The following is a 22,089-nucleotide window of genomic DNA, read 5'->3' on the forward strand; positions in this document are numbered from 1 at the left end:
GCCAAGATGTGACATGGCCTTGTCGGCGCGATGACGGTTTCGTGACCTTTAGTCGCGTGTGATCACACGCACCTCGCGGATTGCAGCCTTAAGGCGAACGCGGGTCTCGACAGGTTCACGCGCGACGGCATCCAGTATGGCATGCATATCGCCGCGCAGCCCGTGCAACTGGTCGACCAGCGACAGAACCAGCGCCAAAGCTTCGTCGTCCAGATGGAACCCTTCGGAGAGATCGACCACCAGATGCAGGCGGGCAATGTCCAGATCGCGGAAAAGCGGTCCCGCCTCGGATTGCACCGGCTGGACGACGCCGTTGCGCATGTAGCTTTCAATCTGCTCGCGGTCGAGTTCAGGCAGTTCGACCAAAGTTTCGGTCAGGGTGTAATGCCTGCGCGTCATTTGCCCCTCCTTGGGTCATAGCCATGGTTCTCGCGCCAGTTCTCCATGAAGCGCGCCAGTTCATCGTCAATCCGTGGCGGCATGACGACCTTCAGCACGACATGCTGATCGCCGCGATGCCCCCCTTCTCCCTTGAGGCCACGCCCCTTGAGCCGCAGCTTCTGTCCGGTACTGGCACCGCGAGGAACGGTCAGCATGACGGTGCCATCGATGGTCTCGACCTCGACCTTGCCGCCCAAGACCGCCTCGTCCAAGGTGATTGGCAGGGTGGTTTCCACATCGTCGCCGTCACGTCGCCAGTCAGGGTCTTCGGCCACGACCAGTGTCAGCAGCGCATCCCCCGGCTGTCCGTCGCCATAGCCAAGGCCGCCCTTGCCGCGCAAACGGATGATCTGGCCGTCCCGTGCGCCTTCGGGGATCTTGACCTCCAACAGCGCGCCATCGGGCATGGTGATACGGGTAGAACCGCCCCGCGCCGCCGTCATGAAATCGATCTCCATGGTGAAGCGCTGGTCCTGACCGCGCATGTCGAAACTGCGCGCGCCTCCCTTCCTGCGCTGGCCGCGCTGTCCGAAAAGATCCGAGAACACATCCGACAGGTCGTCGAAATCTTGCGGGCCTTGCTGACGATAGGGATTGTCGCCCGCTTGCGCGTAATCGCGGTAGTAGTGCCGCTGAGGGCGCTCCTGTCCCGAGGCGTCGATCTCTCCCCTATCGAACCGCGCCCGTTGCTCGGGGTCTTTCAGCAGATCATAGGCTGACGAGGCCGCTTTGAAGCGTTCATGGGCATCGGGATCGGGCGTCAGGTCGGGATGATCGGTCTTGGCGATCTTGCGATAGGCCTTCTTGATTTCTTCCGGCGTCGCAGACTTGCTAACGCCCAGCGACTTGTATGGATCATCGGCCATCGCCGTTCCGTCCTTTCAACTGAAAGAGGTCAGCGAGTTAAGGACGCGACCATTTTCGACATGGGACACGAGACGGGCGATTTTGTCCAGTTTTCAACGCTTGAGTGACCCGCCCCGTCCTGCAGTCCTATTTCCGCTCGCGCGGATCATGTCTTGGGGCGAAAGGCCTTGATCCGGTTCGGGTCCGTGTCGATGAAACCCGCCCCGATCAGACCAAGGCAATAGGGTACGGCGGCAAAGACCGCATCAAGACAGGTCGCAATCGCCGAGGGCTTGCCGGGGATCGAGATCATCAGGGTGCTGCCGCGAATCCCTGCTGTCTGGCGGGACAGGATCGCGGTCGGGACTTCGCGCAGGCTGGCGCGGCGCATTTCCTCGCCGAAGCCCGGAAGCTCCTTTTCCATCACATCGGCCATGGCCTCTGGGGTCAGATCGCGGGGCGCAGGGCCGGTGCCGCCGGTGATCAGGATCAGGTCCGCCCCCTTATTGTCGCAAAGATCGCGCAAGGTGGCGGCCACGACCTCGCGGCCATCGGGGATGATGACGCGCGAGATTTCGACCGGTGAGGTGATGGTGGCGCGTAGCCAGTCCTCGGCTCCGGGGCCGCCTTTGTCCTCGTATTCGCCGCGACTGGCGCGGTCCGACACGGTGACAATCGCGATCTGGGCGGGACGGATCATGGCATGGGGCCTTTCGGAACGAAAAAGGCCGCGGGGTTATCCCGCGGCCGATCCGGTTACTTGCTGACGCGCGCGTTGCGGGTCGCGATCAGCTTCAGGCGCAGCGCGTTCAGCTTGATGAAGCCCGCCGCGTCCTTTTGGTCGTAAGCGCCGGCATCTTCCTCGAAGGTGACGTGCTTTTCGCTGTAAAGCGAGTGGTCAGACCAGCGGCCGACGCAGGTGGCCGAGCCTTTGTAAAGCTTCAGGCGGACAGTGCCGGTCACGTGCTCTTGCGACTTGTCGATCAGGGCTTGCAGCATCTCGCGCTCGGGCGAGAACCAGAAGCCGTTATAGATCAGCTCGGCATAGCGCGGCATGATCGAGTCCTTCAGGTGACCCGCGCCGGCGTCCAGCGTGATCTGCTCGATGCCGCGGTGGGCTTCCAGCAACACGGTGCCGCCGGGGGTCTCGTAGATGCCGCGCGACTTCATGCCGACGAAGCGGTTCTCGACGAAGTCCAGACGGCCGATGCCGTGCTTGCCGCCCAGCTCGTTCAACTTGGTCAGGATCGTCGCGGGCGACAGAGCCTCGCCATTGATCGCGACGGCATCGCCCTTCTCGAAGGTGACTTCGATGAATTCCGGCGTGTCGGGCGCTTCCTCGGGGGAAACGGTGCGCTGGTAGACATATTCCGGCGCGGCCTCGGCCGGGTTTTCCAGCGCCTTGCCCTCGGACGAGGTGTGCAGCAGGTTCGCGTCGACCGAGAACGGAGCCTCGCCGCGCTTGTCCTTGGCGATCGGGATCTGGTTCGTTTCGGCGAACTCGATCAGCTTGGTGCGCGAGGTCAGGTCCCATTCACGCCACGGCGCGATGACCTTGATCGAGGGGTCCAGTGCATAGGCCGACAGCTCGAAGCGAACCTGATCGTTGCCCTTGCCGGTCGCGCCATGCGCCACGGCATCGGCGCCGTGCTTATGGGCCAGTTCGACCAGATGCTTCGAAATCAGCGGGCGCGCAATCGACGTGCCCAGCAGATACAGCCCCTCATACAGCGCGTTGGCGCGGAACATCGGGAAGACGAAGTCGCGCACGAATTCTTCACGCACATCGACGATGTGGATGTTCTCGGGCTTGATGCCCAGCAGCTCGGCCTTGGCGCGCGCGGGTTCCAGTTCTTCGCCCTGGCCCAGATCGGCGGTGAAGGTGATGACCTCGCAGCCATACTCGGTCTGCAGCCATTTCAGAATGATCGAGGTGTCGAGCCCGCCCGAATAGGCAAGGACGACTTTCTTCGGCGCGTCGGACATGCGTAAGCCCCCTTTGAATGTCGCGCAGGGAATAGGACCATTTGGCGATTGTCACAAGGGGAGCATGTCGCAGCCCTTGCCAATCCGCGCGATTCGCGCCATTCGCGAGGACATGGAAAAATTTGCCGCCTCTGTCCGCCAGGCAGAGATCGCGCTGCGCGACCTCTTCGAGCCGACACCCCTGCAGAAGAACGACCACCTTTCGGCCAAATATGGCGCCGAGATCTGGCTCAAACGCGAAGACCTGACGCCGGTGCGCAGCTACAAGCTGCGCGGGGCCTTCAACGCCATGCGCAAGATCATGGCGCAGGGCGGCGCGGGCCATTTCGTCTGCGCCAGCGCCGGAAACCATGCGCAGGGCGTCGCCTTTGCCTGCCGCCATTTCGGCGCGAAAGGCACGATCTTCATGCCGGTCACCACGCCGAAGCAAAAGATCGACAAGACCCGCATCTTTGGTGGCGGCGCGGTCGAGATCGTCCTGACCGGCGATTACTTCGACCAGACACTGGCCGCCGCGCAGGAATTCTCGCGCGCGCAGGGCGCGACATTCCTGTCGCCCTTCGACGATCCGAATATCATCGAGGGCCAAGCGACCGTCGGGCTAGAGATCATGGACCAGCTTGACGAAGCCCCCGATCTGATCGTGCTGCCTGTCGGTGGCGGTGGATTGTCGGCAGGCGTGACGCGTCTGATGGGTGAGCTCTCGCCCAAGACACGCGCCGAATTTGTCGAGCCCGAGGGCGGTGCCAGCCTGCGCGAGGCGCTGTTGAACAAGGTTCCGACAACGTTACCCGCCGTCGATACCTTCGTGGACGGCGCGGCGGTGGCGCGGATCGGCACCCTGCCCTTTGCCCAGCTTGGCCAGTTCTCGGCGGATCAGGTCCATCTGGCCCCCGAGGACCGGATTTGCGCCACCATGCTGGAAATGCTGAACATCGAAGGCATCGTGCTTGAACCGGCGGGCGCCTTGGCGATCGACGCCTTGCGCGATATTCCCGACCTTGAAGGCAAACGCGTCGTCTGCGTCTGCTCGGGCGGGAATTTCGATTTCGAACGCCTGCCAGAGGTCAAGGAGCGCGCCCAGCGTTTCTCGGGACTGAAGCGTTACTTCATCCTGCGCATGCCGCAACGCCCCGGCGCTTTGCGCGATTTTCTGGAATTGCTCGGACCGGATGATGATGTCGCGCGGTTCGAATATCTCAAGAAATCGGCCCGCAATTTCGGTTCGATCCTGATCGGCATCGAAACCAGCGCACCGGAAAACCTTGACCGGCTGCGCGAACGGCTGGAAGCCGCAGGGATCGGGTATCGCGACATTACCCGCGACCCCGTGCTGGCCGAATTCCTGATCTGAGGCGTCCCGCCTCAGATCCTTTGCAGCGCCAGATTGGCGAAGTGCCGCGACCCCGGATCGACAAGCAGCCGGTGCATCGCGTCTAGCGGCACCCAATGCGCCTCGTGCCCCGGCTCGCTTGGCGGACCCAGACGCGTGATCGGACGCGCCAGCCAGACCGAGCACAGTTTCTCGGCCCAGAAGCCGTATTCCGGCATGTAGCAATAGCGGCGATAGACGCCCAGACGCTTTGGCGCGCTGATCGCCCAGCCGGTTTCCTCGAAGACCTCGCGATGCAGGGCAGCGATGGGGGATTCGCCCGGATCGACCCCGCCGCCAGGAAGTTGGAACTCGGGTTCGGGCTCGTGCTGGAATGTAAGCAGCGCCTTTCCATCGCGGATCAGGACGGCATAGGCCCCCGGTCTGCGCCGATATTCATGTGGACCGGGCGGCGGGCCGAAGCGAGGTATCATCAAGGACTCTCCATTTCGCCCCGAGACTTGCCCGCCAACGAACCAATCCGCAAGCCTCGGTCCGCCGCGATTCCAGTGCAGATCGCGGATAGCAAAAACCCCCGGAAACACGAAGTTTCCGGGGGTTTTTGTAGTGGTGCCCAGGAGAGGACTCGAACCTCCACGCCTTGCGGCACACGGACCTGAACCGTGCGCGTCTACCAATTCCGCCACCTGGGCAGGTGGTGTGAGCGGCTGATAAAGGCAGTCGAAGGTGGCGTCAACTCGATCCGACACAATTTTGAAAATTTTGATGCGGCGTCGCGAACGGTCCGACCGGCAGCACTCGGCGGAATGGGCAAAGCCGCGAGCGGACAAGCAAAACCCCCCGGAAACACGAAGTTTCCGGGGGGGTTTGTAGTGGTGCCCAGGAGAGGACTCGAACCTCCACGCCTTGCGGCACACGGACCTGAACCGTGCGCGTCTACCAATTCCGCCACCTGGGCAGGTGGTGTGAGCGGCTGATTAAAGACAGTCGCAGGGGGCGTCAATGGGGAGAAAGTCGATTCTTCATCCAGCCTTCATATTTTTCTTACGGGCCCCGATCCGCACCAAAAACCGCATGTAAACTGCCCTGACCTTTCCGGCAGCTTGTCGGTCGTTTGCCCACAGGCCTAGAAATAAAGGACAAATTCGCGCGAGGAACGGGATGCTGGCTGAAATCGCGACAATGACCTGGGACGTGATCGTCATCGGCACCGGCATCGGCGGCGGCAGCGTCGGACGCAGACTGACCGAATTGGGCCTGAAAGTCCTGTTCCTCGAGAAAGGCCCCGATCTGGGTGACGCCAAAGTTCCCGGACTGGCAATCGACCAGACCGATCCCGAAAGCCGGATGGCCGTGGGCGCATGGCCCAAGCAGATATCGGCACGACTTGACGGCAAATGGTGCGAGATCGACGGCATGATCGGCTCGAATGTCGGCGGCACCTCGGCCTTCTATGCCGCGACGCTCGAGCGGCCCGAGCGGCACGATCTGGACAATGCCGAGCACCTGCCCCATCCGACCGGCGGCTGGCCCGTCGGCTTCGAGGAAATGCGCCCCTGGTTCGAGATGGCGGAACGCTATTACGAGATCAGCGGCGAATCCGATCCGCTTGATCCGGTTCCGGCGAACCTGCCGGCGCCTCCACGGGCCTTGCCGAAGTCGGACATCGATCTGATGGCCGATCTGGTCCGTTCGGGCATGCATCCCTATCAGACCCATATGGCCGCACGCTTCGTGCCCGGATGCGAGAATTGCTTCGGTCGCCGCTGCCATCGCCGCTGCAAGATGGACGGCCGCTCGGCAGGAGTGCTTCCGGCAATGGAAAGCGGTCGTGCGACCCTGATCGACCGGTGCAACGTCTCGCGGATCGAAGCCGACGCCACCGGCGTACAATCATTGATCTGCAACCGTGATGGCGAGACGGTGACGCTCAAGGCGCATCGCTATGTGCTGGCGGGCGGCGGTCTTGGATCGCCATCCCTGATGTTGCGGTCGCGTAACGAATATTGGCCCGAGGGCTTGGGCAACCGCAACGACATGGTGGGCCGCAACCTGATGTTCCATCTTAGCGAGATCATCGCGATCTGGGCCGGACGGGGGCGCGGAGAGCCCGTCGCCTCGCGCTCGATCAGCATGCGCGATCTGTATTTCATGAATGGAGAGCGTCTTGGCACTGTGCAGTCCATGGGTCTGACCGCCGGATATGGCGAGATCCTTCACGTGCTGCACAACCGTTTCGACACATCCGCGCTGCGAAAGCTGCGTCCACTGCGCGTGGGCCTGCGTCTTCCGGCGCGGATCGCGACAACCATGCTGGGCCATGCGAAACTGTTCGTCGGCGTGCTGGAAGACCTGCCCTATGCCACGAATCGGCTGGTGCCCGATCCGACGGACGAGGACCGGTTCGTCTTCCATTACGACATCTCGGACGAACTGCGCCGCCGTCGGGCGATCTTTCGCGAAAAGATGCGCGCGGCATTCCGCCCGCACAAGGCGCTGTTCATGGCAGCGACACCGCAACTGAACTTCGCGCATCCCTGCGGCACGCTGCGCTATGGCGACGATCCGGCGTCCAGCGTTCTGGATCGGGACTGCCGCGTGCATGGTCTGGACAATCTGTATGTCACCGATTCCAGCTTCATGCCGACCTCGAACGGGGTGAATCCCAGCCTGACCATCGCGGCAAATGCGCTGCGCGTGGCGGACCGCATCGCCGAGTCGATGCGCCCGCGACTTGCCGCAGCCGAAAGCCTTGGGTAATGAGCGGGTGAAAGCACGCCATCCAAGGTCGCCACGAAGGAGCGAAAGCCATGTCCGCAGCCAAGCTTGTCACGATCTATGGTGGGTCAGGATTCGTGGGCCGTCAGATCGCAAAGGTTCTGGCCTCGCAAGGCTGGCGCGTCCGCGTCGCCGTCCGCCGCCCGAACGAGGCAGGCATCGTGCGGACCTATGGCGCCCCCGGCCAGATCGAACCCGTACCCTGCAACGTGCGCGATGACCGTTCGGTCGCAGCCTGCATGGCCGATGCCGATGCCGTGGTGAACTGCGTAGGCATTCTGGTCAAAGAAGGCAGGAACACCTTCGAGGCCATCCACGAGGAAGCCGCAGCCCGCGTCGCCCGCCTGTCGGCGGAACGCGGCGTGGCGCATTTCGTGCATATCTCGGCGCTGGGGGCCGACAAGGATTCCGACAGCCACTACGCCGCCTCGAAAGGTCGGGGCGAGGCCGCCGTGCTGGCCGCGCGCCCTGACGCGGTGATCCTGCGCCCGTCGGTCATGTTCGGCTCGGACGACCATTTCTACAACCGCATCGCGTCGGCCTCGCGGTTGGGGCCGGTCATGGCCCTGCCCGGAGCGGATGCGGAACTGCAACCGGTCTATGTGATGGATGTCGCCGCCGCCGCCGCCAAAGGCGCGACGGGCGAGGCTGCACCGGGCATTTACGAACTGGGCGGTCCCGATGTCATCACCATGCGCGAACTGGCCGGTCAGGTGCTGACCGCCATTGACCGTCGCAAACTTGTGATCGGGATGCCGTCGTTCCTGAGCGGGATCATGGCGGCCGTGCTGGACGGCGTGCAGACCCTGACGGGCGGCTTGCTGACCAACCGCATTCTGACGCGCGACCAGTTGCGCAGCCTGAAACATCCGAACAAGGTATCGGCGGATGCCAAAACCTTTGCCGATCTGGGAATCCAGCCGACGGCTGCTCCTGCTGTTATCGGCGAATATCTGTGGCGCTTCCGTCCTTCGGGGCAATACGAGTCGATGACTGCAACTGCGAAGAACCTGCGCCGGAGCTAATGGAACATAACACGATTGTCGCCGCCCTACTCGGTCTGCTGGAAGGCCTGACCGAGTTCATCCCCGTCTCATCCACCGGACATGTGCTGCTTGCCGGCCACTTTCTGGGATTTGACTCACCGGGCAGAGCCTTCGAGGTTCTGATCCAGCTCGGCGCAATCCTTGCCATTCTAGGCGTCTATTCCAAACGGATCTGGGACACCTTCACCAGCGCCCCGCATGATCCGCGCGCGCGCCGGTTCATTGCGTCAGTGCTGCTGGCCTTTCTGCCCGCAGCCGTCATCGGCGCAATGGCGCATAAGACGATCAAGGAAGTCCTGTTCGAAACCCCGATGCTGATCGCCTCGATGCTGATCCTTGGGGGCGTCGTCCTGCTGTTCGTCGACCGGATGGCGAAGAATCCGCGCTATCATGCCGCAGAGGACATCCCGATCAGCCGCGCCATCTGTATCGGTCTGATCCAGTGCCTTGCGATGATCCCCGGGGTTTCGCGCTCGGGGGCGACGATCACGGGTGCCCTGCTTCTGGGCGCTGACAAGCGATCTGCCGCCGAGTTCAGCTTCTTCCTGTCCATGCCGACCATGCTGGGCGCTTTTGTCTATGATCTCTACAAGAATCGGGACATCCTTGATGCTGCCTCGGCCACAAACATCGTGGTCGGTTTCATATGTGCGTTTTTGTCTGCGTTGGTCGTGGTCAAAGTGCTGCTCAACTACGTCTCGCAGCATGGCTACGCGGTGTTTGCTTGGTGGCGAATCATCGTCGGCGCAGCGGTTCTGGCGGCCTTGGCGGCCGGTTGGTAAACTATGCTGACCTATTTTTTGCCATTTAGCCGCTCATCCAAGGCTTCGGGCGGGAAAAATCGTTAAATAGGTCAGTCTTGCTGACTTTTAATCAATTCCGCCCTGTTTTATCAGGCTGTCAGCAGTCAGATATTCGGGGGATGCGCAGCTATGGCCACGCAAAAAATGCTGAAGTTCGTCACCATCGGGCGCGAGATGCCCGAGAAGCGTGACGCAGCTGTCCGCTCGGAAGACTTTCACGAGATCTATCGCGAATTCGCCGCAGCCAAAGCCACGGAACAAGCCAGCCGGTGCAGCCAATGTGGTGTGCCTTATTGCCAGTCGCATTGCCCGCTTCATAACAATATTCCGGACTGGTTGCGCCTGACCGCCGAAGGCCGCACGCAGGAAGCCTATCTGCGCAGCCAGGAGACCAACACCTTCCCCGAGATCTGCGGCCGCATCTGCCCGCAGGACCGGTTGTGCGAAGGCAATTGCGTCATCGAGCAATCGGGCCACGGCACCGTGACCATCGGCGCGATCGAGAAATACATCACCGACACCGCATGGGAAGAAGGCTGGGTCCAGCCCATCGTTCCCGCGGTCGAGCGTCCTGAATCCATCGGCATCATCGGTGCCGGCCCCGGTGGCCTTGCCGCTGCCGACCGCCTGCGCCGCATGGGCTATCAGGTCACGGTCTACGACCGCCACGACCGCGCGGGCGGGCTGATGATCTATGGCATTCCCGGCTTCAAGCTGGAGAAACCGGTCGTCGAGCGCCGCAACAAGCTGCTGGCCGATGCCGGTGTCGAATTCGTCCTGAATGCCAATGTCGGCGAGGATATCAGCTTCGACGCGATCCGCGGCAAGCATGATGCGGTGTTGATTGCGACCGGCGTCTACAAGACCCGCGATCTGGACATCGACAATGCCGATGCCAAGGGCGTCGTGGCGGCGCTGGACTATCTGACGGCCTCGAACCGCGTCGATCTGGGCGACGAGATCCCCGATTACGAGGATGGCGAACTGAACGCGAACGGCAAGCGCGTCGTGGTCATCGGCGGTGGAGATACCGCCATGGACTGCGTCCGCACCGCGATCCGCCAAGGCGCGCAATCGGTGAAATGCCTCTATCGTCGCGACCGCGCCAACATGCCCGGTTCGCAGCGCGAAGTGCAGAATGCCGAGGAAGAAGGCGTCGAATTCGTCTGGCTTTCCGCCCCCGGCGCATTCAGCGGCCATGTCACCGGCGAAGCGATGGAAGCGCAGGAAAGCGACGTTGACGAGGTGGGCGATGTCCCGACCATCAGCGCCGTGCGCGTGCAAAAGATGCGTCTGGGCGCGCCGGACGTGACGGGTCGCCAGTCGCCCGAACTGATCGAGGGTGCGGATTACGACGAGCCCGCCGATCTGGTCATCAAGGCGCTTGGCTTCGAGCCGGAAGAACTGCCGAAGCTTTGGGGCGTGGACGGGTTGGAAGTGACCCGCTGGGGCACGATCAAGGCCGATTTCCAGACGCACCAGACCAGCCTGCCCGGCGTCTTTGCCGTGGGCGACATCGTGCGCGGCGCAAGCCTTGTCGTCTGGGCAATCCGTGACGGCCGCGAGGCCGCCGAAAGCATCGCCGGATTCCTCTCCGGCGCTGCCCGCGTCGCCGCAGAATAGGACTGTGACCATGGTGCACAAGCCGTACACAGGCTGTACACCGCGCGTACACCGGCAGCGAGCGTTGCATGTTGCGCGCGGATCGGCAGCTCCGGCAGGACTGTCAGTCTTGCTGACCCTTTTTGCGCTACCCGCGCTGGCGGCGAATTTCACGCCGCCGCAGGGTTGCCAGCTGGAAGTCACGGTGCAGAACCGCGGCTGTTCGGTCTCGCAGCATTACCGTTGCAGCGGGGATACGCCGGGCGATCAATGGGTGACCTATTTCACCCCCGATGGCCCGACCTACCAGTCGCGCATCGACGCCGAGACGCGCTGGATGGAAAGCACCGATCTGGCCACCGGTCTGGTCGACACGCTGGAAGACGGGGCAAGGGACGACGCGTCGTTCTCGACCCTGCTGAAAACCGGCGCGGATGATTTCGACTTCTGGACGCGCTCGAACAGCGGCGAGCGGCTGCACCATATCGGTCGTGACCGCTTGACCGGCGAGAAGATCGACATTGACGGGGTCGAACTGGAGATCACGCATTTCCAGCTGAAGACCCTGAGCGAATCCGGTGACGAGCTGATCAACCGCGAAGGTCAGCAATTCATCAGCCGCGCCCAAGGGCGCTTTTACGGCGGCATCGAAAAGTCCACGGATTGGACAGGTGCCGCCGAGAACTCGAATGACAGTCCGGTGAGCTTTTCCTTTCCGGGCCAGCCCGGATTTGGCTCGACCAAGCCGGAATATGATTGCGACCTGCAGATGGTCCGTGGCGGCAAGCCCGACCTGATGAGGCAGCTTATGATCTTGAAGGAGGCTCGGACGTGATGGACTGGGAACAAAAGGAACAGGCCCGCCGCGACTGGATGGCGGAAAACTCGCTTTACCGTGCCGAGGACGAGCATTCGTCCTGCGGCGTCGGTCTGGTGGTCAATCTGGATGGCAAGTCCAGCCGCAAGGTTGTCGAGGCCGGTATCAACGCGCTGAAGGCGATCTGGCACCGCGGTGCGGTCGATGCCGATGGCAAGACCGGCGACGGCGCGGGCATCCATGTGCAGATCCCCGTCCCCTTCTTCTACGATCAGGTCCGCCGCACCGGGCATGAGCCGGATCAATCCAAGCTGATCGCCGTCGGCCAGTGCTTCCTGCCGCGCACCAATTTCGCCGCGCAAGAGGCCTGCCGGACCATCGTGGAATCCGAAGTCCTGCGCATGGGCCACTATATCTATGGCTGGCGCCACGTTCCGGTGAACACGAGCGTTTTGGGCGAGAAAGCCAACGCGACCCGCCCCGAGATCGAGCAGATCCTGATCCGTTGCGAAAAGGACATCGACCACGAGCAGTTCGAGCGTGAGCTTTACATCATCCGCCGCCGGATCGAGAAAGCCGCCATCGCGGCGCAGATCGGGGGCCTGTATCTTTGCACCCTGTCCTGCCGCTCGATCATCTACAAAGGCATGATGCTGGCCGAGCAGGTCGCGGAATTCTATCCCGACCTCAAGGACGAGCGCTTTGAATCGGCCTTCGCGATCTATCACCAGCGCTATTCGACCAACACCTTCCCGCAATGGTGGCTGGCCCAGCCCTTCCGCATGCTGGCCCATAACGGCGAGATCAACACGCTTCGCGGCAACTCGAACTGGATGCGCAGCCACGAGATCCGCATGGCCAGCCGCACCTTTGGCGAGATGGCCGAGGATATCAAGCCGATCATCCCCGCCGGTTCGTCTGACTCGGCGGCACTGGATGCGGTGTTCGAGGTCATGGTGCGTTCGGGCCGTTCTGCTCCGATGACCAAGACAATGCTGGTGCCGGAAGCGTGGTCGAAAGCCACGACCGACATGCCGAAAGCATGGGCCGACATGTACGCCTATTGCAACGCCGTGATGGAGCCGTGGGACGGTCCCGCAGCACTCGCGATGACCGATGGCCGCTGGGTTTGCGGCGGTCTGGACCGCAACGGTCTGCGTCCGCTGCGCTATGTCGTGACCGGTGACAACCTGCTGATCGCGGGCTCGGAAGCGGGCATGGTTCCGGTCAACGAAAGCAATGTGCGCGAAAAAGGCGCGCTCGGGCCGGGGCAGTTGATCGCCGTCGATATGAAGGACGGCAAGCTTTACCACGACCGCGAGATCAAGAACCGCCTTGCCAACAGCCAGCCCTTTGGCGAGTGGCTTGAAAAGGTCGTCGAGCTTTCCGAAGTGATGAAGGATCTGCCCGAGCAGGTCGTCTTCGCGGGCGACGAACTGCGCCGCCGCCAGATCGCGGCCGGCTACACGATCGAAGAGATCGAGACCATGCTGACCCCCATGGCCGAGGACGGGAAAGAAGCCCTTGCCTCGATGGGTGACGACACGCCGCCTGCGGTCCTGTCGGGGCAATATCGCCCGATGTCGCATTTCTTCCGCCAGAACTTCAGCCAGGTCACCAACCCGCCGATCGACAGCTTGCGCGAAACCCGCGTGATGTCGCTGAAGACGCGGTTCGGCAACCTCAAGAACGTGCTGGATGAATCCTCGGCCCAGACCGAGATTCTGGTGCTGGAATCGCCCTTTGTCGCGAATGGCGAATTCGCCGAGATGACCAAGCTGTTCGGCGATACCGTGACGCTGATCGACTGCACCTTCGCCGACGGAGCCGGCCCCGAAGCCATGTCGGAAGCTTTGGCCCGTATCCGCGCCGAAGCCGAGGACGCCGTCCGTTCGGGCGCGGGCCACCTGCTGCTGACCGACGAGCGTCTGGGCGAGGACCGCATCGGTCTGCCGATGATCCTTGCGACCAGCGCGGTGCATAGCTGGCTGACCCGCAAGGGGTTGCGGACCTTCTGCTCGCTCAACGTGCGTTCGGCGGAATGCATCGACCCGCATTACTTCGCGGTGCTGATCGGCTGCGGCGCGACCACGGTGAACCCGTATCTGGCGCAGGACACCATCGCCGAGCGGATCGAGCGCGGCCTGCTGACCGGCTCGCTGATCGAGAACATGCGCAACTATCGCGAGGCGATCGACGGCGGTCTGCTGAAGATCATGGCGAAGATGGGCATCTCGGTCCTGTCGTCCTATCGCGGCGGTCTGAACTTCGAGGCCGTGGGTCTGTCCCGCGCCATGGTCGCCGAGTATTTCCCCGGCATGCAGTCGCGCATCTCGGGCATCGGTCTGCATGGTCTGCAAGCCAAACTGGAGGACGTGCACGCCAAGGGCTTCCAAAGCCAGGCGACCGACCTGCTGCCGGTCGGCGGCTTCTACAAGGCGCGCCGCTCGGGCGAGAAGCACGCATGGGAAGCCAACACCATGCGCCTGCTGCAGCTTGCCTGCGAGAAAGCGTCCTACGACGTCTGGAAGCAGTTCACCGCGACGATGCGGGCGAACCCGCCGATCCATCTGCGCGACCTGCTGGACATCAAATCGCTGGGCAAGCCGGTGCCGCTGGAAGAGGTCGAATCGATCACCTCGATCCGCAAGCGCTTCGTGACGCCGGGCATGTCGCTGGGGGCGCTTGGGCCGGAAGCCCACATGACCCTGAACATCGCCATGAACCGGATCGGCGCGAAGTCGGACTCGGGCGAAGGCGGTGAAGACCCGGCGCATAGCCACCCGCTGCCGAATGGCGACAACCCCTGCGCCAAGATCAAGCAGGTGGCCTCGGGTCGTTTCGGCGTCACCGCCGAATACCTGAACGCCTGCGAAGAGCTGGAAATCAAGGTTGCCCAAGGCGCGAAACCCGGCGAGGGCGGCCAGCTTCCCGGCATGAAGGTCACCGACCTGATCGCCCGCCTGCGTCACTCGACCAAGGGCGTCACGCTGATCTCTCCGCCGCCGCATCACGACATCTACTCGATCGAGGATCTGGCGCAGCTCATCTATGACCTGAAGCAGATCAACCCGCGCGCCAAGATCACGGTGAAGCTGGTGGCGTCGTCAGGCGTCGGCACGATCGCGGCGGGTGTGGCCAAGGCTAAGGCCGACATCATCCTGATCTCGGGCCATAACGGTGGCACGGGCGCATCGCCCGCGACCTCGATCAAATATGCCGGTCTTCCGTGGGAGATGGGTCTGACCGAGGCGCATCAGGTTCTGGCGATGAACCGTCTGCGCGACCGCGTCACCCTGCGCACCGATGGTGGTCTACGGACGGGCCGCGACATCGTCATGGCCGCGATGATGGGTGCCGAGGAATACGGCATCGGCACCGCCGCCCTGATCGCGATGGGCTGCATCATGGTCCGTCAGTGCCAGTCGAACACCTGCCCGGTGGGCGTCTGCACGCAGGACGAAAAGCTGCGCGCCATGTTCAACGGCTCTGCGGACAAGGTGGTCAACCTGATCACCTTCTACGCCACCGAAGTCCGCGAGATCCTTGCCAGCATCGGCGCCCGTTCGCTGGACGAGGTGATCGGTCGCGCCGATCTGCTGACGCAGGTCAGCCGTGGTGACAAGTCGCTGGATGACCTCGACCTGAACCCGCTGCTGATCACCGTCGATGGCTCGGAAAAGATCGTCTACGACCGCTCGAAGCCGCGCAACGCGGTGCCGGACACGCTGGACGCCGAGATCATCCGCGATGCCAGCCGCTTCTTCTCGGATGGCGAGAAGATGCAGCTGTCCTACGCGGTGCGGAACACCCTGCGGACCGTCGGCACGCGGACCTCGTCGATGATCGTCCAGACCTTCGGGATGCGGAACAACCTGCAACCTGACCACCTGACGGTTCGCCTGACGGGTTCGGCGGGTCAGTCGCTGGGGGCCTTCGCGGCTCCGGGTCTGAAGATCGAGGTTTCGGGCGATGCGAACGACTATGTCGGCAAGGGTCTGTCGGGCGGCACGATCACCGTGCGTCCGCCGATGGCCAGCCCGCTGGTCGCCGCTGACAACACCATCATCGGCAACACCGTGCTTTACGGGGCTACCGATGGTTACCTGTTCGCGGCAGGCCGCGCGGGTGAGCGTTTCGCGGTGCGGAACTCGGGTGCGAAAGTCGTGATCGAGGGCTGCGGCTCGAACGGTTGCGAATACATGACCGGCGGCGTCGCCGTGATCCTTGGCCGTATCGGCGCGAACTTCGGCGCGGGTATGACCGGCGGCATGGCCTATCTTTACGACCGCGAGGGTCTGGCGCGCGATTACATCAACGCCGAGACGCTGATCCTATGCCCCGTGACCCAAGCCCATTGGGAAGCCGAGCTGAAAGGTCTGATCGAGCGGCACTACAAGGAAACCAACTCGCGTCGGGCAAGCGACATCCTGCAGAACTGGGCCGAGGAAAAGGCCTATTTCCTGCAGGTCTGCCCGAAAGAGATGCTGCCGCATCTGAAGCATCCGATTGCCGAGGTGGACGATCTGGCCGCCGTTCCGGCCGAGTGAACCTGAAACGGGGGCCGATTGGCCCCCGTTTTCATTTCCGCCCCTCGCCGACGGTCCGGCTAGCTTGCCGGATCAAATCCGAACACGCGCAGTTCCTGCGAACAGCGGCAGGCCGCAGCGAGCTTTGCGGCCCATTCCACCGCTGCCTCGCGGGTCGGCAGTTCCAGCACCGCGAAGCCGCCATTGATTCGGCTACCGGGATATATCCGGGACGATACTGCCCCATCGGCGGAAACCAGCACCGGTGCGACCGATTCGTCGATACCGCCGCCAAAGACATAGACACCGGCCCGCTTGGCCTCTTCGATCACCGCATGGGAATCGGTGTCGATCATGGGAAGTTCGTCGTCGGAAACGACAAAGGCTTCGCTGGGAAACGAGATGAGATATTTGGCCATAGCGCCATGATGGGCCTCGTGGTGAGTCGAGGCAACTGCACATCCTGCCAATCCGGCTGACCGCAATCCGACGGTTGGCGAAGGCAACGAACCCCGCTAAAACGCCCTTTCAAGGGATTCGAACAGGGAAGCGCGTATGTCCGCGACCGAAAGAATCGCGATCGGCAGCATTTTCGTCGGCATCCTCGTCCTGAGCCTCAAGACCTTGTCATGGTGGCTGACGGGATCGGTCGCGCTGTTGTCGGATGCGATGGAAAGCATCGTGAACGTCGCGACCGCCGTCGCGGCGCTGATCGCAATCCGCGTGGCCGCGCGCCCCGCCGACCGTGAACATCCCTATGGCCACCACAAGGCCGAGTTTTTCAGCGCCGTGCTGGAAGGCGCGATGATCATCGTCGCCGCCCTGCTGATCCTGCGCGAGGCGGTGCATGGCTTCATGAATCCGCGCGTACTGGATGCTCCGCTTGAAGGGTTGCTGATCAATATCGGGGCCAGCGTCATCAATGCGTGGTGGTGCTGGGTGCTGATCTCGCGCGGGCGGAAGCTGCGTTCTCCGGCACTGCTGGCCGACGGGCACCATCTGCTGTCGGATGTGCTGTCCTCGGGCGGGGTGGTGATCGGAGTCACGCTTGCGGTGATTTCGGGCTGGGCCGTTCTGGACCCCGCGCTGGCGGCGCTGGTCGCGGTAAACATCCTGTGGTCGGGCTGGAAAGTCATGACCAGATCCCTATCGGGCCTGATGGACGAGGCCGTGGCCGAGGACACGCTGGACAAGATCCGCGGCACGATCTCGGATCATGCCACCGGCGCGATCGAGGCGCATGACCTGCGCACCCGCCATGCCGGACCCAAGACCTTCATCGACTTCCATCTGGTGGTGGACGGCCAGACCACAGTCGAGCAGGCGCATGACATCTGCGACCGCGTCGAGCAGGCGTTGCGCCGCGAACTGCCCGAGTCGACGATCACGATCCACGTGGAACCCGAACACAAGGCCAAGCATTCCGGCGTTCTGGTGATCTGACGGCAATATTGCGCGGCGCGCCTGCGGCTGTCACATTTCCGTCCGGGGACCGGAGGAAATTACATGGCACAGATTTGCGTGGCGCGATGCGCTTAGGCGGATCATCGGGCACGGTTTGGCGCGCCGTTCTGGGGTCGGCGGGGCTGGCGCTGACCGTCTGGCTTTGCGCGCAATGGGCCAATCAGCATTATCTGACAGCGGGGCTGGGGCGGGCCTCGACCGCGCTGCGGCTGACGGTGAACGCCTTGCAGGCCGATCTGGCCCGCTACGAGGTCGTGCCGCAACTGGTCGGCGATCTGGACCTGATCCATCAACTTGCCGCCGATCCGGAAAATCCAGATCTGCGCGCCCGTACCAATCTGTGGCTGGCCGAGCAGAATCTGGCCGTGCAGGCCTCGGATATCTATCTGATCCTGCCCGATGGCGAAACGATCGCCCATTCGACCCACGAAGGGCCGAACAGCTTCATCGGCCAGAATTTCAGCTACCGCCCCTATTTCATCGACGCGATGGCGGGGCGGACGGCAAGGTTCTATGGCGTCGGCACGACGTCGGGGGTGCGAGGCTATTATTTCTCGGCGCCGGTTCGGGACGATCTGGGACGGATAACGGCGGTTGTCGCGGTCAAGATCGGGGTCGAACGGATCGAGGCATCATGGCGCGGCGGCGAATATCGCGTGCTGGTCACCGATCCCGACGGCACGGCCTTCTTGTCCTCGGAACCAAGCTGGCTGTATCATAGCCTGCACCCCCTGACGCCAGAACGCATGGCGCGCAGCATCGCCGTGCGGCGCTATGCCGAGACGCCGTTGGCAGAGTTTCCGAATCAAGCCGACACCCAGTTTGACGTGCCGATGCTGCGTTTGACCGATCGCACGGGGCCGCAGGAGTACATCATCGCCTCGGAACTGATGCCGGATGCGGGCTGGACGGTGCATGTGCTGCTCAACAGTGCCGAGTTGCGATCCGAGGCGCGGTTGGCGGTGCTTGGTCTGATCTTGCTGTTAACGGCGGCGGGTTTCGGCGCGCTGATGTGGCGGCAGCGCCGCGTGCAGACTGCTCAACGTCTGGCGATCGAGCGTTTCGCCCATGCCGAGCTTGAGCGTCGCGTCGACGAACGTACCGCCGCCTTGGCGCAGGTGAACGGCCAGCTTGAGCAGGAAATCGCGGAACGCCGCGCGACCGAGGCCGAGTTGCGGGCAACGCAGGCAAGTTTGGTGCAGGTTGGCAAGCTGGCGGCCTTGGGGCAGATGTCGGCGTCGCTGTCGCACGAGATCAACCAGCCCTTGGCGGCGGCACGGAACTATGCCGACAGCGCCGCCATCCTGATCGAGCGCGGGGACTTGGCTCGGGCGCGCGAGAATATCGGCCAGATCCTGTTGCTGGTCGATCGCATGGCCGCCATAGGAAAACATCTGCGGCAGGCGGCACGGAAGCCCGACGATGTTCTGGGCGCGGTGACCCTTGCCCCGCTGCTGGACGAAACCCGCACCATCGTCGAGGCGCGGCTGGCCAGTTCCGGCGCGGTGCTGGATTGCGATCTGCCGCGTGATCTACCTGCCCTGCGCGCGGGTCCTACACGGCTGCAGCAGGTGCTGGTCAACCTGATCTCCAACGCCGCCGACGCGGTCGAGAATGCGCCGGATCGCCGGATCACCCTGACCGCGCGGGCCGAGGGGGATCAGGTCGCGATCCGTGTCCGTGACCGTGGCGCGGGCATCCCCGAGGCGATTCTACCTCGGATTTTCGATCCGTTCTTCACCACCAAGGGCGTGGGCGCGGGGCTGGGCCTGGGCCTGTCCATCACCGCCAATATCATCCGCGATTTCGGCGGCGAAATCACCTGCCGCAATGCCGCGACAGGGGCCGAGTTCTGTATCCGCCTGCCCATCGCCAAACCCGCCGAGGTTGCCGCATGAGTCGTGTTCTGTTGATCGACGATGACGAGCAGATGCGCTCCTCAACCGCGCAGGCGCTGGATCTGGCGGGGTTTGCCGTCGATGCGCTGAGTTCGGGCGACGAGGCACTGGCTTTGGCGGGGCCGGGCTTTGCTGGCGTTGTCGTCAGCGACATCCGCATGCCGGGGATGGACGGCATGACCCTGTTGGGGCGGCTGCATGAAATCGACCCCGAAATCCCGGTCATTCTTGTCACCGGCCATGCCGAGGTTCCCTTGGCGGTCGAGGCGATCCGCGGCGGGGCCTATGATTTCATCGAGAAGCCTTTTGTCGTGCAGGAACTGGCAACCGTGATCCGCCGCGCCTTGGAACATCGTGGGCTGATTTTGGAGAATCGTCGCCTTCGCGCCGTCGCGGGCAAGCGCGACGATGTCGAGGCGCGCTTGCCGGGCCGTACGCAGGTCATGGTCGATCTGCGCTACCGCTTGCGGGCGATCGGGGCCTCGGATGCAGATGCGCTGATCATTGGCCCGACCGGGGCTGGCAAAGAGGTCGCTGCCCGCACTTTGCATGACATCTCCTCGCGCGCGGGTCGACCCTTTATCGCGATCAATTGCGCCGCCTTGCCCGAGGCGCTGATCGAATCGGAACTGTTCGGACACGAGGCGGGGGCCTTTCCCGGCGCGCTGCGGCCCCGTTATGGCAAGTTCGAACATGCCCGAGGCGGCACGGTGCTGCTGGATGAGATCGGCTCGATGCCGCTGGAATTGCAGGCGAAACTTCTACGCGTCTTGCAGGAACGAGTGATCACGCGGCTGGGCTCGAACGATCCGGTGCCGCTTGATGTACGGTTCATTGCCACCAGCAAGGTCGATCTGGCGACGCTGGTCGCCCAAGGCGCATTCCGCGAGGATCTGTTCTGGCGGCTGAACGTCGCCGTGCTGCATGTGCCGCCGCTGGCCGCGCGGCGCGAGGATATTCCGCTGCTGTTCCTACAGTTGCTTCGGGAATCCGCTGCGCGCCATAACGTACCCGAGCGAGAGGCTCCGGCGAGCCTGCTCTCTAGCCTTGCCGCGCGGGACTGGCCCGGCAACGTGCGTGAGTTGCGCAATCTGGCCGAGCGTCTTGTGCTGGGTTTGGACGGGGCCGAATCCCTGCCCCCCTCGGGCGCGCGTCTGGCCGAGCGTGTCGCGGATTTCGAGCGCAGCCTGATCGCCGGGACTATCGCCGCGCATGGCGGGCGGCTGCGTCCGGTCTATGAGACCTTGGGGATTTCCCGAAAGACGCTTTACGAAAAAATGCAACGCTACGCCTTGGACCGTCATCTGATCGTCGAGACCCCCGGAGAAGATGTTTGATGGGTGGATTTCCACCCATCTCGGATAGCGGCTTGTTACCTTTTCTACCCAATTCCTGCCCTATTGCCGCCCGACACCACCGCGCCACCGGATAATTCCTTTTGCGCGATGGCCATGCTTCGCGCAGTCTGTCAGCCAGCGGCGGCATCGGGAGTGACCGCCGATTTCATTCCTTGGGAGGGGAAGATGGCTTTCAAGAAGCTTCTCGGTGCGCTTGTCGCCGCCACGATGCTGACCGCTCCGGCCTTTGCCGCGGGCTATCCGGAACGCCAGATCACCATGGTCGTGCCGTTCTCGGCCGGGGGGCCGACCGATACCGTGGCGCGTCTGGTCGCCGAGAAGATGTCCAGCGATCTGGGCCAGCAGATTGTCGTTGAAAACGTCGGCGGCGCTGGCGGCACCCTGGGCGCGGGTCAGGTCGCCAAGGCCGAGGCTGATGGCTACACCGTGCTGTTGCACCATATCGGCATGGCAACCTCGGCCACACTTTACCGCAACCTTGCCTATGACACCCTGAACGCCTTTGAATATGTCGGGCTTGTCACCGAGGTGCCGATGGTCGTCGTCGCTCGCAAGGATTTCGAACCGGCGGATTTCAATGCCTTCAAGGATTACGTCAAAGCGAATGGCGACAAGCTGACTCTGGCCAATGCCGGAATCGGCGCGGCCTCGCATCTGTGCGGGATGCTGCTGATGCAGGCGCTGGAAACGCCGCTGGTCACGGTTCCCTATAAGGGCACCGGCCCCGCGATGACCGACCTTCTGGGCGGGCAGACCGACATCATGTGCGACCAGACCACCAACACCACGCAGCAAATCCAGGGCGGCACGATCAAGGCCTATGCCGTGACCACGCCCGAGCGTCTGCCGCTGTTCCCCGACCTACCGACGGCCAAGGAATCGGGCCTCGACAGTCTGGAATTCGCGATCTGGCACGGCATCTACACGCCCAAGGGCACGCCCGCCGAGGTGAATGAGCGCCTGTCCAAGGCCCTGCAGGCAGCGCTCGCCGATGGCGGCGTGATCAAGGCCATGGCCGATCTGGGCACCGCCCCCTCGCCCGCCGAGGATGCCACCCCCGCCGCGCTGAAGGCCAAGCTGGAAGCCGAGATCACCCGCTGGAAACCGGTGATCGACGCCGCTGGCACCTACGCCGACTGATCCTTCCGGTCCCGCCGCGCCTGCCGTGGCGGGATCGATTCCGACAGG

At 63.3% G+C, this 22,089-nt stretch carries 17 protein-coding genes and 2 tRNA genes; 11 read left to right on the forward strand and 8 right to left on the reverse strand.

What is annotated here, in order from left to right; all coding sequences use genetic code 11:
- Positions 1-48 precede the first annotated feature (48 nt).
- The 4 genes from GL286_RS02180 to GL286_RS02195 form a co-directional block, all read right to left on the reverse strand.
- Positions 49-399, reverse strand: coding sequence for a hypothetical protein (locus tag GL286_RS02180; protein ID WP_155093904.1), 351 nt, complete (start codon positions 397-399; stop codon positions 49-51).
- Complete coding sequence (locus GL286_RS02185; RefSeq protein WP_155093905.1) at positions 396-1,307, reverse strand: DnaJ C-terminal domain-containing protein; 912 nt, start codon at positions 1,305-1,307, stop codon at positions 396-398. Before GL286_RS02185 ends, GL286_RS02180 begins: the two co-directional genes overlap by 4 nt.
- Positions 1,308-1,453: 146 nt before the next feature.
- The gene (gene mog / locus GL286_RS02190) at positions 1,454-1,987 is read right to left on the reverse strand and encodes a molybdopterin adenylyltransferase (RefSeq protein WP_155093906.1); all 534 of its coding nucleotides are present in this window, start codon (positions 1,985-1,987) and stop codon (positions 1,454-1,456) included.
- A 56-nt stretch (positions 1,988-2,043) separates the two neighbouring features.
- A complete protein-coding gene (locus tag GL286_RS02195) occupies positions 2,044-3,273 on the reverse strand; it encodes an argininosuccinate synthase (protein ID WP_155093907.1) in 1,230 nt (409 codons plus the stop codon).
- Between the two features lie 112 nt (positions 3,274-3,385).
- On the opposite strand from GL286_RS02195, the gene ilvA reads away from it, so the two are divergent.
- Positions 3,386-4,627 (forward strand): threonine ammonia-lyase IlvA, encoded by a 1,242-nt coding sequence (gene ilvA / locus GL286_RS02200; RefSeq protein ID WP_155094500.1) that lies wholly within the window; start codon positions 3,386-3,388, stop codon positions 4,625-4,627.
- Positions 4,628-4,638: 11 nt separating this feature from the next.
- Here the strand turns inward: ilvA and GL286_RS02205 are convergent, their stop codons facing one another.
- The 3 genes from GL286_RS02205 to GL286_RS02215 all read right to left on the reverse strand — a co-directional run bounded on the left by GL286_RS02205 (position 4,639) and on the right by GL286_RS02215 (position 5,564).
- Positions 4,639-5,079 carry an NUDIX domain-containing protein gene (locus GL286_RS02205; RefSeq protein ID WP_155094501.1) on the reverse strand — a complete coding sequence of 147 codons (441 nt, stop codon included), beginning with the start codon at positions 5,077-5,079 and terminating at the stop codon, positions 4,639-4,641.
- Positions 5,080-5,213: 134 nt separating this feature from the next.
- Positions 5,214-5,298 (reverse strand) — tRNA-Leu (locus GL286_RS02210).
- Positions 5,299-5,479: 181 nt separating this feature from the next.
- Positions 5,480-5,564, reverse strand: a tRNA-Leu gene (locus GL286_RS02215).
- 203 nt (positions 5,565-5,767) lie between these two features.
- On the opposite strand from GL286_RS02215, the gene GL286_RS02220 reads away from it, so the two are divergent.
- The 6 genes from GL286_RS02220 to gltB all read left to right on the forward strand — a co-directional run bounded on the left by GL286_RS02220 (position 5,768) and on the right by gltB (position 16,202).
- Positions 5,768-7,366: a GMC oxidoreductase gene (locus tag GL286_RS02220; protein ID WP_170295009.1), complete on the forward strand. Its 1,599-nt coding sequence runs from the start codon at positions 5,768-5,770 to the stop codon at positions 7,364-7,366.
- Positions 7,367-7,416: 50 nt separating this feature from the next.
- On the forward strand, positions 7,417-8,409 hold the full coding sequence (locus GL286_RS02225; protein ID WP_155093908.1) for a complex I NDUFA9 subunit family protein: 993 nt from the start codon (positions 7,417-7,419) through the stop codon (positions 8,407-8,409).
- Positions 8,409-9,212, forward strand: a complete 804-nt coding sequence (locus GL286_RS02230; protein WP_155093909.1) for an undecaprenyl-diphosphate phosphatase — start codon at positions 8,409-8,411, stop codon at positions 9,210-9,212. The genes GL286_RS02225 and GL286_RS02230 overlap by 1 nt, the downstream gene beginning before the upstream one ends.
- A gap of 150 nt (positions 9,213-9,362) precedes the next feature.
- Positions 9,363-10,856, forward strand: a complete 1,494-nt coding sequence (locus GL286_RS02235) for an NAD(P)-dependent oxidoreductase (protein WP_155093910.1) — start codon at positions 9,363-9,365, stop codon at positions 10,854-10,856.
- A 109-nt stretch (positions 10,857-10,965) separates the two neighbouring features.
- Positions 10,966-11,670 (forward strand): hypothetical protein, encoded by a 705-nt coding sequence (locus GL286_RS02240; RefSeq protein WP_155093911.1) that lies wholly within the window; start codon positions 10,966-10,968, stop codon positions 11,668-11,670.
- Positions 11,670-16,202 carry a glutamate synthase large subunit gene (gltB, locus tag GL286_RS02245; protein ID WP_155093912.1) on the forward strand — a complete coding sequence of 1,511 codons (4,533 nt, stop codon included), beginning with the start codon at positions 11,670-11,672 and terminating at the stop codon, positions 16,200-16,202. The genes GL286_RS02240 and gltB overlap by 1 nt, the downstream gene beginning before the upstream one ends.
- A gap of 59 nt (positions 16,203-16,261) precedes the next feature.
- Here the strand turns inward: gltB and GL286_RS02250 are convergent, their stop codons facing one another.
- A complete protein-coding gene (locus tag GL286_RS02250) occupies positions 16,262-16,600 on the reverse strand; it encodes a YciI family protein (protein ID WP_155093913.1) in 339 nt (112 codons plus the stop codon).
- 136 nt (positions 16,601-16,736) lie between these two features.
- On the opposite strand from GL286_RS02250, the gene GL286_RS02255 reads away from it, so the two are divergent.
- The 4 genes from GL286_RS02255 (at position 16,737) to GL286_RS02270 (ending at position 22,041) form a co-directional block, all read left to right on the forward strand.
- Positions 16,737-17,624: a cation diffusion facilitator family transporter gene (locus GL286_RS02255; protein ID WP_155093914.1), complete on the forward strand. Its 888-nt coding sequence runs from the start codon at positions 16,737-16,739 to the stop codon at positions 17,622-17,624.
- 86 nt (positions 17,625-17,710) lie between these two features.
- Positions 17,711-19,543 (forward strand): sensor histidine kinase, encoded by a 1,833-nt coding sequence (locus tag GL286_RS02260; RefSeq protein ID WP_155093915.1) that lies wholly within the window; start codon positions 17,711-17,713, stop codon positions 19,541-19,543.
- On the forward strand, positions 19,540-20,880 hold the full coding sequence (locus tag GL286_RS02265) for a sigma-54-dependent transcriptional regulator (protein WP_155093916.1): 1,341 nt from the start codon (positions 19,540-19,542) through the stop codon (positions 20,878-20,880). The genes GL286_RS02260 and GL286_RS02265 overlap by 4 nt, the downstream gene beginning before the upstream one ends.
- A gap of 186 nt (positions 20,881-21,066) precedes the next feature.
- Complete coding sequence (locus tag GL286_RS02270) at positions 21,067-22,041, forward strand: tripartite tricarboxylate transporter substrate-binding protein (protein ID WP_155093917.1); 975 nt, start codon at positions 21,067-21,069, stop codon at positions 22,039-22,041.
- The last annotated feature ends 48 nt before the right edge of the window (positions 22,042-22,089 follow it).

The organism is Paracoccus aestuariivivens, from assembly GCF_009711225.1.
GTDB lineage: Bacteria > Pseudomonadota > Alphaproteobacteria > Rhodobacterales > Rhodobacteraceae > Paracoccus > Paracoccus aestuariivivens.

Coding starts and splice junctions, on each gene's coding strand:
- gltB (WP_155093912.1), top strand. CDS start 11,670: ATGGACTGGGAACAAAAGGAACAGGCCCGCCGCGACTGGATGGCGGAA.
- ilvA (WP_155094500.1), top strand. CDS start 3,386: ATGGAAAAATTTGCCGCCTCTGTCCGCCAGGCAGAGATCGCGCTGCGC.
- GL286_RS02225 (WP_155093908.1), top strand. CDS start 7,417: ATGTCCGCAGCCAAGCTTGTCACGATCTATGGTGGGTCAGGATTCGTG.
- mog (WP_155093906.1), bottom strand. CDS start 1,987: ATGATCCGTCCCGCCCAGATCGCGATTGTCACCGTGTCGGACCGCGCC.
- GL286_RS02205 (WP_155094501.1), bottom strand. CDS start 5,079: ATGATACCTCGCTTCGGCCCGCCGCCCGGTCCACATGAATATCGGCGC.
- GL286_RS02185 (WP_155093905.1), bottom strand. CDS start 1,307: ATGGCCGATGATCCATACAAGTCGCTGGGCGTTAGCAAGTCTGCGACG.
- GL286_RS02195 (WP_155093907.1), bottom strand. CDS start 3,273: ATGTCCGACGCGCCGAAGAAAGTCGTCCTTGCCTATTCGGGCGGGCTC.
- GL286_RS02270 (WP_155093917.1), top strand. CDS start 21,067: ATGGCTTTCAAGAAGCTTCTCGGTGCGCTTGTCGCCGCCACGATGCTG.
- GL286_RS02220 (WP_170295009.1), top strand. CDS start 5,768: ATGCTGGCTGAAATCGCGACAATGACCTGGGACGTGATCGTCATCGGC.
- GL286_RS02235 (WP_155093910.1), top strand. CDS start 9,363: ATGGCCACGCAAAAAATGCTGAAGTTCGTCACCATCGGGCGCGAGATG.
- GL286_RS02230 (WP_155093909.1), top strand. CDS start 8,409: ATGGAACATAACACGATTGTCGCCGCCCTACTCGGTCTGCTGGAAGGC.
- GL286_RS02250 (WP_155093913.1), bottom strand. CDS start 16,600: ATGGCCAAATATCTCATCTCGTTTCCCAGCGAAGCCTTTGTCGTTTCC.
- GL286_RS02180 (WP_155093904.1), bottom strand. CDS start 399: ATGACGCGCAGGCATTACACCCTGACCGAAACTTTGGTCGAACTGCCT.
- GL286_RS02265 (WP_155093916.1), top strand. CDS start 19,540: ATGAGTCGTGTTCTGTTGATCGACGATGACGAGCAGATGCGCTCCTCA.
- GL286_RS02260 (WP_155093915.1), top strand. CDS start 17,711: ATGCGCTTAGGCGGATCATCGGGCACGGTTTGGCGCGCCGTTCTGGGG.
- GL286_RS02255 (WP_155093914.1), top strand. CDS start 16,737: ATGTCCGCGACCGAAAGAATCGCGATCGGCAGCATTTTCGTCGGCATC.